Genomic DNA, 14,710 nt, shown 5'->3' with positions numbered 1-14,710 from the left:
CTCCTTGCTTTAAAAGGTTCCCATCTGAGGCAGCATTTGGCCACCCTTAATGTGCTCAACGGTTCGGTTATTGTCCTGAGTTGGGCTATAATCGCGGCCCTTTTTTGAATCACCGCCAGGCGATTTCCCATGACCCAACAGGCCGCCGAAGTCGCGAAACGCCGCACTTTCGCCATTATTTCCCACCCCGATGCCGGTAAAACCACGATCACCGAAAAGCTCCTGTTGATGGGCAAGGCGATTGCGGTGGCCGGTACGGTGAAATCCCGTAAATCCGATCGCCATGCGACCTCCGACTGGATGGAGATGGAGAAGCAGCGGGGTATTTCCATTACCACGTCGGTCATGCAGTTCCCGTATCGCGAACACATGATCAACCTGCTCGATACCCCGGGCCACGAAGACTTCTCCGAAGACACCTACCGCACCCTGACCGCGGTGGATTCGGCGCTGATGGTTCTCGACGGCGGTAAAGGTGTCGAGCCACGGACCATCGCGCTGATGGACGTCTGCCGTCTGCGTGATACGCCGATCGTCAGCTTCATCAACAAACTCGACCGCGACATCCGCGACCCGATCGAACTGCTCGACGAGATCGAAGCCGTTCTGAAGATCAAGGCCGCGCCGATCACCTGGCCGATCGGTTGCTACCGCGACTTCAAGGGCGTGTACCACCTGGCTGATGACTACATCATCGTTTACACCCCGGGCCACGGTCACGAACGCACCGAAACCAAGATCATCCAGAAACTCGACTCCGACGAGGCGCGTGCGCACCTGGGCGACGAGTACGAGCGCTTCATCGAACAACTGGAACTGGTACAGGGCGCCTGCCACGAATTCAACCAGCAGGAATTCCTCGACGGTCAACTGACCCCGGTGTTCTTCGGTACTGCGCTGGGCAACTTCGGGGTCGACCATGTGCTTGATGCGGTCGTTGACTGGGCGCCGCGCCCGCTGGCTCGTGTGGCCAACGAGCGCACTGTCGAGCCGGTCGAAGAGAAGTTCACGGGCTTCATCTTCAAGATCCAGGCGAACATGGACCCGAAACACCGCGACCGCATCGCCTTCATGCGTATCTGCTCCGGCAAATACGAAAAAGGCATGAAGATGCGCCACGTGCGTACCGGCAAGGACGTGCGCATCGGCGACGCCCTGACGTTCTTCTCCTCCGAACGTGAACAGCTGGAAGAGGCCTACGCCGGCGACATCATCGGCCTGCACAACCACGGCACGATCCAGATCGGCGACACCTTCAGCGAAGGCGAAGTCCTCGGTTTCACCGGTATTCCGCACTTCGCCCCGGAACTGTTCCGTCGTGTGCGTTTGCGTGATCCGCTGAAGTCCAAGCAGCTGCGTCAGGGCTTGCAGCAGTTGGCAGAAGAGGGCGCGACGCAGGTGTTCTTCCCGGAGCGCAGCAACGACATCATTCTTGGCGCCGTCGGTGTGCTGCAGTTCGATGTGGTCGCCAGTCGTTTGAAAGAGGAATACAAGGTTGAGTGCTCGTATGAGCCGATCACTGTGTATTCGGCGCGCTGGATCGAGTGCAGCGACAAGAAGAAGCTTGAGGAGTTTTCCAACAAGGCGGTGGAGAACCTGGCACTGGATGGCGGTGGGCATTTGACCTATCTGGCGCCGACGCGAGTGAATCTGGCGTTGATGGAAGAGCGCTGGCCGGATATGAAATTCCGTGCGACGCGGGAACATCATTAAGCGCTAAGCTGGCTTGATCGAAAGCCCCCCAGGTGAATGCCTTGGGGGCTTTTTGTTGCCTGCTGTTTTTGGCGGCTTCGTCCCGCTACCTCAGAGAGCGGTTACTCATCGGCGCTTCAAAGAGGAACTTTCGACTTGAAGTTGGCATGGAAATAAAAATACAGCAGCCAAACGGGCATTTAATCTAGCGCCCTTCGCATGTGTCAAATGAGATGTCAACTGTCAGTTCTTACAGTGGCGCCGATACGGTATAGCGATTATAAGCATCAAGGGGGATAGCCCCTGAAACTACCCGGAGAAGCACCATGAAAGTCACTACGGCTAACATTAATGAACTGCCCCCGCATCTTAAACCAATTGGTCAGATGGAATTAACGATCGATGGGGTTGTATACAACCCTGTAGTAGGATTGGGCTGGTTTGTAATCGACCCTAATGGTCGAGGCCAGGTAGGGGGGATGGTTCGAACTGATGATTCTGTTTTTTTTGGGTTCGATGATATTGAACAAAGTCAAGATGTTGAGGGGGTGTTTGGCACAGATCAGAAGTTCTATGCGTTTTTCAATCACGGTTCTTGGGAGACTTGGGAAGCGGTTTCGGGCAATTACAAAGGCTTGATCAATTTGGAAGAACGTGTAGTTAAAATGGACTTTGAATTTACTGCAAAGGCCGAGGATTCTGAACGGCAAAGCAAAATAACGGCATCAATGAAATTCAGGTTCGACGAGCCCGAGAACAAATCATCCGAGCGAGATTTTCGTTGTAAGAAATAATCAATGAAAGAAGCTCATCGGTTTTATGCCTGCGGCTTAGTGTGGTCAGCCGCAGGCTTATATGAGTGCATCAACGTTGGGTGTTTACCGTTAACAATGAATACGCCTGAACACGCTCGCAGGTTTTTTCAATCCGTCGGTTTCCTGCTGTTTGCTTGATTAGCTGCGCCGACTGTCTCTGCGCTTCCCCCGCCCGGATCAATCCTTCCACACAGCCTTCCGACGTCGCCCGTGGATCAAGATCAAAAGCGGTACTCGAGCTTGCGCTCATTGTGTGTAGGAACTGCCGAAGGCGGCGATCTTTTGATTTGCTTTTCTGTGGGAGCGAGCCTGCTCGCGATAGCGGCTGACAGCTGACCGACATCTGAAAGACTGCATGCGATTCCATTGTGGCAGTGGGCGCTGAGTGAGCGTCATACGCCGATTGAAATCCATTCCAAAGACACGACATGCGCACATGTCGCCGCCAACGACACAAGAACAAAACGTGTCGTAAAAATGAAAAAACAACAACACGTTTATGAAGCGCTGAGTCCTATTTCAAAAGCCTTGGTTGCGGGGCCTGATTTTTTAGCCCCGGTATTGGGGGCCTTTGGGCCGACCATGCTCTGGTTGTTTTGGGGGCATATCCGTTTTTTGGGGTGTGGCGGCTGGCGGTTTCGCCCTTACGGCGAGTCCCTTTTTCAGACGCCGGAGTGCCGGCCCAGCAAAAAGGAACCAAAAGGCTTTGCTCCTACGTACGGCCCTCGCAGGCTCGGGTCCCTTCGCTCCGGGATCGATCCGGCCGCAGCGGCTACGGTTTGCTTCGCTGCACCTCCTTCCGCTGTGTCTGGCTGCGCCAGACGGTCGCTGCGCTCCCACGCCCGGATCGATCCCTGCGCTCAGCCTTCCGATGTCGCTGGTTAGGCAAGATCAAAAGCACTCGAGCTGCGCTCATTGTAATGAGTGGTTGGAAGCGGTGGTTGGCTTGGGATTTGTGGTGTGGCTGCCCCTCATCGGAACGCCGCCCGCCCAGCCCTCTCCCCCTGGAGAGGGAGCCGATTTCGGTTGGATTTGGCATTTGAGTTCGGCTCGGCATTTCAGGTCGGCGTAGCTCTCCCAATCACTACGGTCAGTCCCCTCTCCCTACGGGCGGTCCGACGTTTCGGGAGGGCTAGGGTGAGGGCGCTTTTGATCTTCATCAAAACTCGAGTTCGACGCGGTATCTCACGTCGGCGTATCTCTCTTATCCACCACGGTCAGTCCCCTCTTCCTCTGGAAGAGGGATAGGCCGGCGGCGTTCCGATGAGGGGCTTTTTGCTGCTGCTTGATAATGAGGAACTGTCAGGCACGACGAATTTTCTGTAGGCAATTTTCTTCAGCGGCGTAGCCCGACTCTGTTTTTACTTCGCCAGGCCTTTGCCTCGCGACATTGCGCTTGATCCGGTTTAGTGTTCAAAGATCTTTCGCCCACAGCGGACGTTTCATGCTCAAAGGACTGACCCATCTCCTGCGCCCCAACGGCTATTTCACCCCCATGGCCTGGGTCCTCGCCGCGCTTTTGTTCATCAACCGCCTCAGCGCCATGGTCAAGCTGTTCATGGCGTTGTACCTGCGTCAGGAGTTGGGCTTTGCGATTGAAACCGTTGGCTGGTTGCTCTCGGCTTATGGCGCGGGGTTGCTGGTGGGTTCGATGCTCGGCGGTTGGCTCAGTGATTACGTGCGCACGGCGCGGCTGACGGCGGCGCTGTTTTTTGTTTCGGTGTGGGTGCTGATGCTGCTGGGGCTGGTGACGCAGGTGGCGTGGCTGGCCGGTCTGTTGTTGCTCAGTGGTGTGATTGATGGGGCGATTCGTACGCTGCATCAGCGGCTGATCATGGAGTACTGCGAAGTTGCGCAGCGTTCGCGGGCGCAGGCGTTGAGTCGGGTGGCGCGTAATCTGGGCATGGCGGCTGCCGGGGTGGCGGGTGGGGTGTTGGCGCAGGCGGATTTTCGCTGGGTGTTTTTTGTCAGTGCGGCGATGACATTGCTGGCGTTGTTGTGGTTTGTTCGCACGACGTGGCGGCGGCCAATCGTTAAGCAGGACAAAGCGCTGGAGACGGCTTCCGGCTCGCCGTATCGCGACCAGCCGTTCCTCTGGTTGCTGGCGGCGACCGCGGTGCTCGGTATTGCGTTCGATACGGTCTACAGCACGCTGGGCAACTATCTGCGAGACCATTACCAGTTGAGCACCGAGGCCATTGGCTGGCAGTTCGGCCTTAATGCATTGCTGGTGATTGCGCTGCAGATTCCGCTGTCGCACTCGGTGGAACGTTGGGGCGCGCGCTGGCAGATGCTCGCGGGCAGTGTGTTGCTGGCCTGCGGGCTGGGCATGTTGCCGTTCGGTTCCGGGCTGTTTTATGTGTGCCTGTCGACGGTCATCTGGACGCTGGGCGAGGCGCTGTTCATGCCGCCGCTGAATGTACTGGCGATGCAGTTTGCGCAGAGTGGCAAAAGCGGTCAGTACTTCGGGCTGTTCTTCATGAGCTGGAGCGCTAGCGCATTATTGTCGCCGGTGTTCAGCGGTCAGCTCTATGGCGAGTATGGGGGGCACAGCGTCTGGCTGATGAGTGCGCTGCTGGTGCTGATCTCGATTCCGCTGACCTGGCAGGCGACTCGCGCCGCTTAGCTGTTTCGGTTATCGGGCTTATTCGAAAGCAATCTGTCTATCAAGGGCATTTCTGCCCTTGCCGTCGCGTCCTAAGTGGTGAGTAGGACTGTTCGCAACTAGATTTCATTCGGAGCCAGTCCGGCAAGCATGTCTTAGCGCAACAGGATGGAGTCGGCCATGAAAAGCAGATTGCTACGGGTTTTGATGTTGTTGAAAGTGATGGTGATGCTGTCCCTCGGCACCGCGACGGCATGGGCCGAGTGCGAAGATCACGATTCGCAGGCCTTCAATGGGCAGGTCGGGCACAGCGGGCTGATGCTGGCCAAATCGGAGTCGGAGCCGGGGGATCAGGGGCAGGGTGGCAGCGCCGATGATGACGACTCGACGACCGGAGATCCGGATACCGATGATATGGATGATGAGGGCGATAGTCAGACGTAGATTGCCGACCAAAAGAGAACCCCTTCGGCCTCGACTGATGCGCAATCGAGGCGAAAGGGGTTTGTTAACACGTCACTCTGGTTGAAATGCGATCCGTGTAGGCCTTCGCCTGCTCGCGATATCGATGGATCAGTCGATGAGGATGTTGACTGAAATAACGCTATCGCGAGCAGGCTCACTCCTACATTGGTTTTGTGTTGGTCTCCGGGGCTGCTTACGCCGCGCCGTCGAGGAACTGTTCGGCGTAGTGGCAAGCCACCTGCCGGTTATCCAGTTCACGCAACAGCGGCTCTTCGGTGCTGCAACGTTCGGTCGCATACGGGCAGCGCTTGTGGAAGGCGCAGCCCGATGGCGGGTTCAGCGGGTTGGGCAGTTCGCCGACGATCTTGATTTTCGGCTTGTTCGGGTCCGGGTGAATGGTCGGGGTCGCCGACAGCAGCGCCTGGGTGTAAGGGTGCAGCGGGCGCTCGTAGATGTCGTTTTTCGGGCCCAGTTCCACCGGGCGGCCGAGGTACATCACCATCACGTCATCGGCCACGTGCTGCACCACCGCGAGGTTGTGCGAGATGAACACGTACGCGGTGTTGAACTCCTGCTGCAGGTCCATGAACAGGTTCAGCACCTGAGCCTGAATCGACACATCCAGCGCCGAGGTCGGTTCATCGGCCACCAGCACTTTCGGTTGCAGCATCATCGCCCGGGCCAGGGCAATACGCTGGCGCTGACCGCCGGAGAACATGTGCGGATAGCGCTGGTAGTGCTCGGGACGCAAGCCGACCTGCTTCATCATCGCCTGGACTTTCTCGCGCCGCTCGGCGGCGGAGAGGTTGGTGTTGATCAGCAGCGGTTCGCCGAGCTGGTCACCGACTTTCTGCCGTGGGTTCAGCGACGCGTACGGGCTTTGAAAGACCATTTGCACGTCTTTGCGCAGTTGCTTGCGTTGCGCCTTGTCGGCACCGGCCACTTCATGGCCGGCGATTTTCAGCGAGCCGGACGATGGCTCCTCAATCAGCGTCAGCGCGCGGGCGAGGGTGGATTTGCCGCAGCCTGATTCGCCCACCACGGCGAGGGTCTTGCCGGCTTCCAGTTCGAACGACACGCCGTTGAGTGCGCGCACGGTTGCATGGCCCTTGAACAAGCCACGGGAGACTTCGTAGTGACGGGTCAGGTCGCGGGCGGTAAGTACGACGGCCATTACGCCACCTCCTGGTTCAGCGGGTAGAAGCAGCGGGCAAGGCTGTGGCTTTTCGGGTCAAGGCCGGGACGCTGGGCGCGGCAGTTGTCCTGCACGTACGGGCAGCGCGGCGACAGCAGGCAACCTTGCGGACGGTCGTAACGACCCGGGACGATGCCCGGCAACGTCGACAGGCGTGAGGCGCCGAGGCTGTGCTCGGGAATCGCCTTGAGCAGGGCTTCGCTGTATGGGTGCGCCGGGATGTCGAACAGTTGCGGCACCTGGCCGACTTCCACGGCCTGGCCGGCATACATCACGCAGACGCGCTGAGCGGTTTCGGCGACGACGGCGAGGTCGTGAGTGATCAGCACCAGGCCCATGTTCTGTTCTTTCTGCAGCGCCAGCAGCAGATCCATGATCTGCGCCTGAATCGTCACGTCGAGCGCGGTGGTCGGTTCGTCGGCGATCAGCAGTTTCGGCTCGCCGGCAATCGCCATGGCGATCGCGACGCGCTGGCTCATGCCACCGGAGAGTTGATGCGGGTAGGCGTCCATACGGCTGGCGGCGCCCGGGATTTCAACTTTTTCCAGCAGCTCGATCGCACGCTTGCGCGCTTGCTTGCCGGACATTTTCAGGTGCAGGCGCAGCACTTCTTCGATCTGGAAACCGACGGTGTAGCTCGGGTTCAGCGCGGTCATCGGGTCCTGGAAAACCATCGACAGGTCTTTGCCGACGATCTGCCGACGCTGACGGTTGCTCAGCTTGAGCATGTCCTTGCCGTCGAAGCTGAGCGAATCGGCGGTGACGATGCCGGGATGCTCGATCAGGCCCATCAGCGCCATCATGGTCACGGATTTACCCGAACCCGACTCGCCCACGATGGCCAGCACTTCGCCTTTGTCGACTTTCAGGTCGAGGCCATCGACCACCGGAGTAGCGTTCTTGTCGCCGAAGCGGACGTTGAGATTCTTGATTTCTAGCAGTGACATGGGAATCTCCTCAGGCGGCGTTCTTGAGTTTCGGGTCCAGCGCATCGCGCAGGCCGTCGCCCATCAAGTTGATTGCCAGCACGCTGAGCAAAATGGTCAAGCCAGGCAGACTGACTACCCACCAGGCGCGTTCGATGTAGTCGCGGGCCGAGGCCAGCATGGTGCCCCACTCAGGGGTTGGCGGTTGTACGCCGAGGCCGAGGAAGCCCAGTGCGGCGGCATCGAGGATCGCCGACGAGAAGCTCAGGGTCGCCTGCACGATCAGCGGCGCCATGCAGTTAGGCAGCACGGTGATGAACATCAGACGCGGCAGACCGGCACCGGCCAGACGCGCAGCAGTGACGTAGTCGCGGTTCAGTTCGCCCATTACCGCGGCACGGGTCAGACGCACGTAGGACGGCAGCGAAACCACGGCAATCGCGATCACGGTGTTGATCAGGCCAGGGCCGAGGATGGCGACGATCGCCACGGCCAGCAGCAGCGACGGCAGGGCCAACATGATGTCCATCAGACGCATGATGGTCGGGCCGATCATCTTCGGGAAGAACCCGGCGAACAGACCGAGCAGGATCCCCGGAATCAGCGACATCACCACCGACGACAAACCGATCAGCAGCGACAGGCGCGAGCCCTGGATCAGGCGCGAGAGCAGGTCACGGCCGAGTTCATCGGTACCGAGCAGGAACTGCATCTGCCCGCCTTCGAGCCACGCCGGTGGTGTCAGCAGGAAGTCGCGGTATTGCTCGCTCGGGTCATGCGGCGCAACCCACGGCGCGAAGATCGCGCAGAAAATGATCAGCAGCATGAACAGCAGGCCGGCAACGGCGCCCTTGTTTTTCGCGAAGGCTTGCCAGAATTCTTTGTACGGTGACGGGTACAGCAGGCTTTGATCCACGGCGGACGTGGCGGTGGCTACTGAGGATGTTGGAGTGCTCATGGTATGGACCTCAGCGCTGATGACGGATGCGTGGGTTGGCAAAGCCGTAGAGGATGTCCACTACGAAGTTGACCAGGATCACCAGGCAGGCGATTAACAGGATGCCGTTTTGCACCACCGGATAGTCCCGGGCGCCGATGGCTTCGATCAGCCATTTGCCGATGCCGGGCCAGGAGAAGATGGTTTCGGTCAGAACCGCACCGGCGAGCAGCGTGCCGACCTGCAGACCGACCACGGTCAGTACCGGAATCAGCGCGTTGCGCAGACCGTGGACAAACACCACGCGCGACGGCGACAGGCCTTTGGCCTTGGCGGTGCGGATGTAGTCTTCACGCAATACTTCGAGCATCGACGAACGGGTCATCCGCGCGATCACCGCCAGCGGAATGGTGCCGAGGACGATGGCCGGCAGGATCAGGTGATGCAGCGCATCGAAGAACGCGCCGACGTCATCGGCCAGCAGCGTGTCGATCAGCATGAAGCCGGTTTTCGGCTCGATGTCATACAGCAGGTCGATGCGCCCGGAGACCGGCGTCCAGCCCAGGCTCACCGAAAAGAACATGATCAGGATCAGGCCCCACCAGAAGATCGGCATCGAATAGCCCGCGAGGGAGATGCCCATCACCCCGTGATCGAACAGCGATCCTCGTTTGAGTGCCGCGATTACCCCGGCCAGAAGCCCAAGGATGCCGGCGAACAGCAGGGCGGCCATGGACAGTTCCAGGGTCGCCGGGAAGAGGGAGGTGAATTCGGTCCAGACGCTCTCACGCGTACGCAGTGATTCGCCGAGATCGCCTTGGGCCAGTTTGCCGATGTAGTCCAGGTATTGGGCGTACAGCGGTTTGTTCAGACCGAGGCGTTCCATTGCCTGAGCGTGCATTTCGGGGTCGACCCGACGTTCGCCCATCATCACTTCCACGGGGTCGCCCGGAATCATGCGAATCAACGCGAAAGTCAGCAAGGTGATGCCGAAAAACGTGGGGATCAACAACCCCAGTCGGCGGGCAATAAAACTAAACATCTTGTGTGGTACCTCATCAGCCGGTTAGGCGTGTCCGGCGTCCCTCAGGTCAGGGACGCCGGGCGTTTCTTATCTACTTCACCTGGGTGGTGGCGAAGTTATTGGTGGTGAGAGGGCTGATGTGGTAGCCCTCTACATTTTTGCGCATTGCGGTAAACATCCGAGTATGGGCCATGCTGATCCATGGCTGGTCCTGATTAAACAGCACTTGTGCCTGTTCGTAGAGCGCGGCGCGTTCGGCCGGATCTACTTTAGCCCGTGCTTCATCCAGCAGCGCCTGGAATTTCTCGTTGCACCAGCGCGCGTAGTTTTCGCCGTTCTTGGCCGCCTCGCAACTGAGCATAGGCGTCAGGAAGTTATCCGGGTCGCCGTTGTCGCCCGCCCATCCGGCCGACACCATGTCGTGCTCGCCGGCCTTGGCGCGTTTGAGCATTTCGCCCCATTCCATCACGCGAATGTCGATCTTGATCCCGACTTTCGCCAGGTCAGCCTGCATCATCTGCGCGCCAAGCATCGGGTTGGGGTTGGTCGGACCGCCGCCGTTGCGAGTGAACAGGGTAAACACGGTGCCTTCCGGTACGCCGGCTTCCTTGAGCAGCTTGCGCGCGGCGTCGAGGTCGCGTGGCGGGTTTTTCAGGTCGTGGTTATAACCCAGCAAGGTCGGCGGGTACGGGTTGACCGCGACCGACGCGTTGCCTTTGCCGAACAGCGCGTTGACATAGGCTTCCTTGTCGAAAGCAATGTCGATGGCTTTACGCACACGCACGTCGCTCATGTATTTGTGCTGGGTGTTCATGGCGATGTACGAAACGGTCATCGCGTCCAGTTCGTCGACTTTCAGGTTGCTGTCTTTCTTGATGCTTGGAATGTCGTCCGGCTTCGGGTACAGGGCAATCTGGCACTCGTTGGCCTTGAGCTTCTGCAGGCGTACGTTGTTGTCGGTAGCGATCGCCAGGATCAGCGCGTCGGCCGGTGGCTTGCCGCGGAAGTAGTCCGGGTTGGCCTTGAAGCGCACCTGCGCATCCTTGGCGTAACGCTGGAAGATGAACGGGCCGGTGCCGATCGGCTTGTTGTTCAGATCACCAGTCTTGTTGGCCTTGAGCAACTGGTCGGCGTATTCGGCCGGGTAGATCGACGAGAACGCCATGGCGATGTCGGCCAGGAACGGCGCTTCACGGCGGGTCAGGGTGAACTTGACCGTGTTGTCGTCGACTTTCTCGACGCTTTTGAGCAGTTCCTTGAAGCCCATGCTTTCAAAGTACGGGAAGCCCACGCTCGACAGTTTGTGCCACGGGTGATTCGAGTCCAGCTGACGCTGGAAGCTCCAGACCACGTCGTCGGCGTTCATGTCGCGAGTCGGCTTGAAGTATTCGGTGGTGTGAAACTTGACGCCTTTGCGCAGATGGAACGTGTAGGTCAGACCGTCTTCGCTGATGTCCCAGGACTCGGCGAGTGCCGGAATCACTTCGGTGGTGCCGGGCTTGAAGTCGGCCAAGCGGTTGAAGATGGTTTCGGCCACAGCATCCGCCGTGACTGCAGTCGTGTACTGGACCATATCGAAGCCTTCCGGGCTGGCTTCGGTGCAGACCACCAAGGGTTTGGCCGAGACGCCAACAGCGACACTCAGCAACGCAGCCGCGATGGCCGCACGTAGGGGAAGCATTTTCATCGATAACCCTCTGCAATCGGTTGAAGACAGAAAACCGAACGGCCGACTCATCATGAGTCAGCCGTCGGTTGGCGTTTTACAGAATGTTGAATGGAATCGTGGTCACGAGACGGAACTCGTTGATGCTGCCGTCCGCCTGGTTTTCGCTGGCGCGGTGCGCGGTGTAAGTGCCGCGAATCGTTGTCGCTTTGAGCGGGCCGCTCTGTACCGCGTAGGTTGCACCGACGCCGTATTCATAGTGGTGCTCGCCGTCCATCGCCTGCACGCCGTCATAGCCGCCACCCTTGTAGTGAGTGCCGTCAATGCCCCAGCCGCGCGCCTGGTAGATGTTGAATTTCAGGCCCGGTACACCGTATTCGGCCATGTTGATGCCGTAGGAAACCTGAAAGGATTTCTCGTTCGGGCCGTTGAAGTCCGAGAGCAGGGAGTTGGCCAGGTAGATACCGTTGGTTTCGTGCAGGTAGTCGAAGTACTCGTTACCGTTCACTTCCTGATACGAGAAGGTCAGGGTATGCGCCAAGTGGGTCAGGCCGAACGACAGCGAGTAGGTGTCGTTGTCGATGTCGCCCAGCAGCTTTTTACCTTCGTCGACGGTCTTGTAGTAGTTCAGGCCGGTGGTCAGGCTGAGGATCGAGCTGTCACCCAATACGTGGGTGGCGCCGAAGTAGTACTGGTTCCACAGGTCTTCGGCCTGGGTACCCCACAGGCTGGTGGTCAGGCTGGCAAACGGCTGGTACGAGATACCGGCGGTGTTGACGTGGTCGGCTTCGGCGTTGATGTCGCCGTACTCGGAGCGGAACTTGCTCAGGCTTTCTTCGGTACGTGGCGAGACGCGGTCGAAGGTGGCCAGGTCGAATGCCAGGTTGTTCAGCTCTTCGCTGTGGATCGCGATACCTTCGAAGCTCGATGGCAGCGGACGGTTGCCGATCACGTCGACCTGCGGGCTGCTGAAGTTCATGCGGCCGGCGGTCAGGGTGGTGTTGGAGATGCGTGCCTTGACGTTGGCCAGGCCCAGCTTGCTCCACTGGCCGACAGCGTCGCCGCCTTCGCGGGTCAGGGTACGGTTGTTGCCGGCGCCAGGACGGGTGCCCGGTGCGCCACCATTATTGGCAGCGAGGTTCTCGCGGTCACGCTCCAGGGCGATGGCGTTGTATGCGGCCACTTCGGTGCTGAAGCCGACCGTACCTTCGGTGAAACCCGAGTTGTACTTGATGATCGTGCCTTGCACCCAGTTGATGCGACGGTCGGTTTCGTTGGATTGACCGTTCTTGCGGTAAGCGAACTTGCCGCCGCGCTTGAGTTGTTCGTTGGCGTACCAGTTACGGGTCGAACCGCTGATCGATTGCCCTTCGAGGAAACCGGTGGCTTCGGCCTGGGCGCTCTTTTCGTTGACGGTCACTGGCGTGAACGCCTGGCTTTGGTTTTCCGCATAAGCCGTGGCGGTGATGCTGCTGATGGCCAGGGCCAGTATCGCGGTGCTGCTCAGTTTCATGGGTGAAGCTCCTTTACTTTCTTTTTATCCCGGCTTTTTTTGGTAGACCGGTTATTGGTTTAGAACTCGTTCACACATCGCAAACGTTTGCAAAAGGCCGGATTGGCGAATTTCGGCAAAGCGCTTGCGTGAAGGGAGTAGACGGCTCCCCTCAGCATTGCGGCTAATCGGTGGGTTTAATCGATACTGACGCCCGAAAATACGTTGCGGCCGAACGGGCTGACTTTGAAGCCCTCGACCTTGGCGCTTAATGGCTGGTTGACTGTCGAGTGGGCGACAGGCGTGATCGGCACTTGCTGTTTAAGCAATTGCTGGGCCTGTTTATAAAGCACGGTGCGCTGCTCGCGGTCGGTAACGACCTTGGCCTGCTTGATCAGCTTGTCGTACGCCGGATCGCACCACATGGAATAGTTGTTGCCGCCAATCGCGTCGCAGCTGTAGAGGGTGCCGAGCCAGTTGTCCGGGTCCCCATTGTCGCCGGTCCAGCCGATCAGGCTGACGTCGTGTTCGCCATTCTTGGTGCGCTTGATGTACTCGCCCCATTCATAGCTGACGATCTTCACTTTCAGACCGATCTTCGCCCAGTCGGCCTGGAGCATTTCGGCCATCAGTTTCGCGTTCGGGTTGTACGGGCGTTGCACCGGCATTGCCCACAGAGTGATCTCGGTGCCTTCTTTTACGCCGGCAGCCTTGAGCAGCTCCTTGGCTTTTTCCGGGTTGTACGCCGCGTCCTTGACGGTGTCGTCGTAGGACCACTGGGTCGGTGGCATCGCGTTGACGGCCAGTTGACCGGCGCCTTGATAAACAGCGTTGAGAATCCCCTGTTTATTCACCGCCATGTCCAGCGCCTGGCGCACTTCGAGCTGGTCGAAAGGCTTGTGGCGGACGTTGTAGGCGATGTAGCCGAGGTTGAAGCCGGGCTTGGAGATCAGTTGCAGTTTCGGGTCGGCCTTCAGCGCTTCGACATCGGCCGGACGCGGATGCAGGGTGATCTGGCATTCGCCGGCCTTGAGCTTCTGCACCCGCACCGAAGCGTCGGTGTTGATCGCGAAGATCAGGTTGTCGAGCTTGACCCGGCTCGGGTCCCAGTACTGTTTATTGCCTGTGTAACGGATGTTCGAATCTTTCTGATAACTCTTGAACACGAACGGCCCGGTGCCAATCGGTTTCTGGTTGATGTCGCTCGGCTTGCCTTCGGCCAGCAGCTTGTCGGCGTATTCGGCGGACAGAATCGAGGCGAAGCTCATGGCGATGTTCTGGATGAACGCGGCGTCGACGCTGTTGAGCGTGAACTCCACGGTCAATGGCCCGGTCTTTTCGACCTTGGCGATGTTCTTGTTCAGGCTCATCCCGTTGAAATACGGGAATTCGGTCGGGTAAGCCTTACGAAACGGCTGTTGCGCATCAAGCATGCGATTAAACGTGAACAGCACGTCGTCGGCGTTGAAGTCGCGGGTTGGCTTGAAATAAGGAGTCGTATGAAATTTCACACCTTCACGCAGGTGAAAGGTGTATTTCAGACCATCCTCGGAAATATCCCACGTGGTTGCCAGGCCAGGTACGACATTGGTCGCGCCTTTTTCGAACTCGACCAGGCGGTTATACAGCGGTTCGGCGGCGTCGTTATCGGTGGCCGTCGTGTATTGCGCGGTATCGAAACCCGCCGGGCTGCCTTCCGAGCAGAACACCAGGCTTTTTGGTGCGGCGAAACTGGCGGACGACGCGGCCAACAGGCCGGCGCCCAGCAATGCGGAAAACTTCAAGGTATGGCGCATGACGCTCCCTCTTTTTTTAGTGGTGTTCAATGCGCCGTCGTCTCATCCACAGACGTTCAGGCAACATTGAGCTCAAACCATGGCGTACGGCAAACCG

General features: G+C 58.8%; 11 protein-coding genes. 4 read left to right on the top strand and 7 right to left on the bottom strand.

Annotated elements, in window-relative coordinates; genetic code table 11:
• Positions 1–129 precede the first annotated feature (129 nt).
• The 4 genes from J3P75_RS23650 (at position 130) to J3P75_RS23635 (ending at position 5,556) form a co-directional block, all read left to right on the top strand.
• Positions 130–1,713 carry a peptide chain release factor 3 gene (locus tag J3P75_RS23650; protein WP_434708384.1) on the top strand — a complete coding sequence of 528 codons (1,584 nt, stop codon included), beginning with the start codon at positions 130–132 and terminating at the stop codon, positions 1,711–1,713.
• A 305-nt stretch (positions 1,714–2,018) separates the two neighbouring features.
• On the top strand, positions 2,019–2,486 hold the full coding sequence (locus J3P75_RS23645) for a hypothetical protein (protein WP_434708383.1): 468 nt from the start codon (positions 2,019–2,021) through the stop codon (positions 2,484–2,486).
• 1,465 nt (positions 2,487–3,951) lie between these two features.
• Positions 3,952–5,133 carry an MFS transporter gene (locus tag J3P75_RS23640; protein WP_434708382.1) on the top strand — a complete coding sequence of 394 codons (1,182 nt, stop codon included), beginning with the start codon at positions 3,952–3,954 and terminating at the stop codon, positions 5,131–5,133.
• Positions 5,134–5,292: 159 nt separating this feature from the next.
• On the top strand, positions 5,293–5,556 hold the full coding sequence (locus J3P75_RS23635) for a hypothetical protein (RefSeq protein ID WP_434708381.1): 264 nt from the start codon (positions 5,293–5,295) through the stop codon (positions 5,554–5,556).
• 214 nt (positions 5,557–5,770) lie between these two features.
• Here J3P75_RS23635 and J3P75_RS23630 read toward each other — a convergent pair whose 3' ends face one another.
• The 7 genes from J3P75_RS23630 to J3P75_RS23600 all read right to left on the bottom strand — a co-directional run bounded on the left by J3P75_RS23630 (position 5,771) and on the right by J3P75_RS23600 (position 14,613).
• On the bottom strand, positions 5,771–6,751 hold the full coding sequence (locus J3P75_RS23630) for a peptide ABC transporter ATP-binding protein (protein ID WP_434592397.1): 981 nt from the start codon (positions 6,749–6,751) through the stop codon (positions 5,771–5,773).
• Complete coding sequence (locus J3P75_RS23625) at positions 6,751–7,719, bottom strand: ABC transporter ATP-binding protein (RefSeq protein ID WP_101158004.1); 969 nt, start codon at positions 7,717–7,719, stop codon at positions 6,751–6,753. Before J3P75_RS23625 ends, J3P75_RS23630 begins: the two co-directional genes overlap by 1 nt.
• Before the next feature lie 10 nt (positions 7,720–7,729).
• Entirely contained in the window at positions 7,730–8,656 is a 927-nt protein-coding gene (locus J3P75_RS23620; protein WP_203420726.1) for an ABC transporter permease subunit, read from the bottom strand.
• Between the two features lie 10 nt (positions 8,657–8,666).
• Complete coding sequence (locus J3P75_RS23615; RefSeq protein ID WP_016771720.1) at positions 8,667–9,677, bottom strand: ABC transporter permease subunit; 1,011 nt, start codon at positions 9,675–9,677, stop codon at positions 8,667–8,669.
• A gap of 73 nt (positions 9,678–9,750) precedes the next feature.
• A complete protein-coding gene (locus J3P75_RS23610) occupies positions 9,751–11,346 on the bottom strand; it encodes an ABC transporter substrate-binding protein (protein ID WP_434708380.1) in 1,596 nt (531 codons plus the stop codon).
• A 76-nt stretch (positions 11,347–11,422) separates the two neighbouring features.
• The gene (locus J3P75_RS23605; protein WP_434708379.1) at positions 11,423–12,838 is read right to left on the bottom strand and encodes an OprD family porin; all 1,416 of its coding nucleotides are present in this window, start codon (positions 12,836–12,838) and stop codon (positions 11,423–11,425) included.
• A gap of 176 nt (positions 12,839–13,014) precedes the next feature.
• A complete protein-coding gene (locus J3P75_RS23600; RefSeq protein WP_434708378.1) occupies positions 13,015–14,613 on the bottom strand; it encodes an ABC transporter substrate-binding protein in 1,599 nt (532 codons plus the stop codon).
• Positions 14,614–14,710: the final 97 nt, after the last annotated feature.

The organism is Pseudomonas sp. R1-1 (assembly GCF_051132135.1).
Lineage (GTDB): Bacteria > Pseudomonadota > Gammaproteobacteria > Pseudomonadales > Pseudomonadaceae > Aquipseudomonas.
The sequence above is the reverse complement of the archived record's forward strand: the minus strand, read 5'-3'. Positions and strand labels throughout refer to the sequence as shown.

What these genes read in the sequence shown, in the direction of transcription:
- J3P75_RS23650 (WP_434708384.1), top strand. Translation starts at nt 130, where the DNA reads ATGACCCAACAGGCCGCCGAAGTCGCGAAACGCCGCACTTTCGCCATT.
- J3P75_RS23645 (WP_434708383.1), top strand. Translation starts at nt 2,019, where the DNA reads ATGAAAGTCACTACGGCTAACATTAATGAACTGCCCCCGCATCTTAAA.
- J3P75_RS23640 (WP_434708382.1), top strand. Translation starts at nt 3,952, where the DNA reads ATGCTCAAAGGACTGACCCATCTCCTGCGCCCCAACGGCTATTTCACC.
- J3P75_RS23635 (WP_434708381.1), top strand. Translation starts at nt 5,293, where the DNA reads ATGAAAAGCAGATTGCTACGGGTTTTGATGTTGTTGAAAGTGATGGTG.
- J3P75_RS23630 (WP_434592397.1), bottom strand. Translation starts at nt 6,751, where the DNA reads ATGGCCGTCGTACTTACCGCCCGCGACCTGACCCGTCACTACGAAGTC.
- J3P75_RS23625 (WP_101158004.1), bottom strand. Translation starts at nt 7,719, where the DNA reads ATGTCACTGCTAGAAATCAAGAATCTCAACGTCCGCTTCGGCGACAAG.
- J3P75_RS23620 (WP_203420726.1), bottom strand. Translation starts at nt 8,656, where the DNA reads ATGAGCACTCCAACATCCTCAGTAGCCACCGCCACGTCCGCCGTGGAT.
- J3P75_RS23615 (WP_016771720.1), bottom strand. Translation starts at nt 9,677, where the DNA reads ATGTTTAGTTTTATTGCCCGCCGACTGGGGTTGTTGATCCCCACGTTT.
- J3P75_RS23610 (WP_434708380.1), bottom strand. Translation starts at nt 11,346, where the DNA reads ATGAAAATGCTTCCCCTACGTGCGGCCATCGCGGCTGCGTTGCTGAGT.
- J3P75_RS23605 (WP_434708379.1), bottom strand. Translation starts at nt 12,838, where the DNA reads ATGAAACTGAGCAGCACCGCGATACTGGCCCTGGCCATCAGCAGCATC.
- J3P75_RS23600 (WP_434708378.1), bottom strand. Translation starts at nt 14,613, where the DNA reads ATGCGCCATACCTTGAAGTTTTCCGCATTGCTGGGCGCCGGCCTGTTG.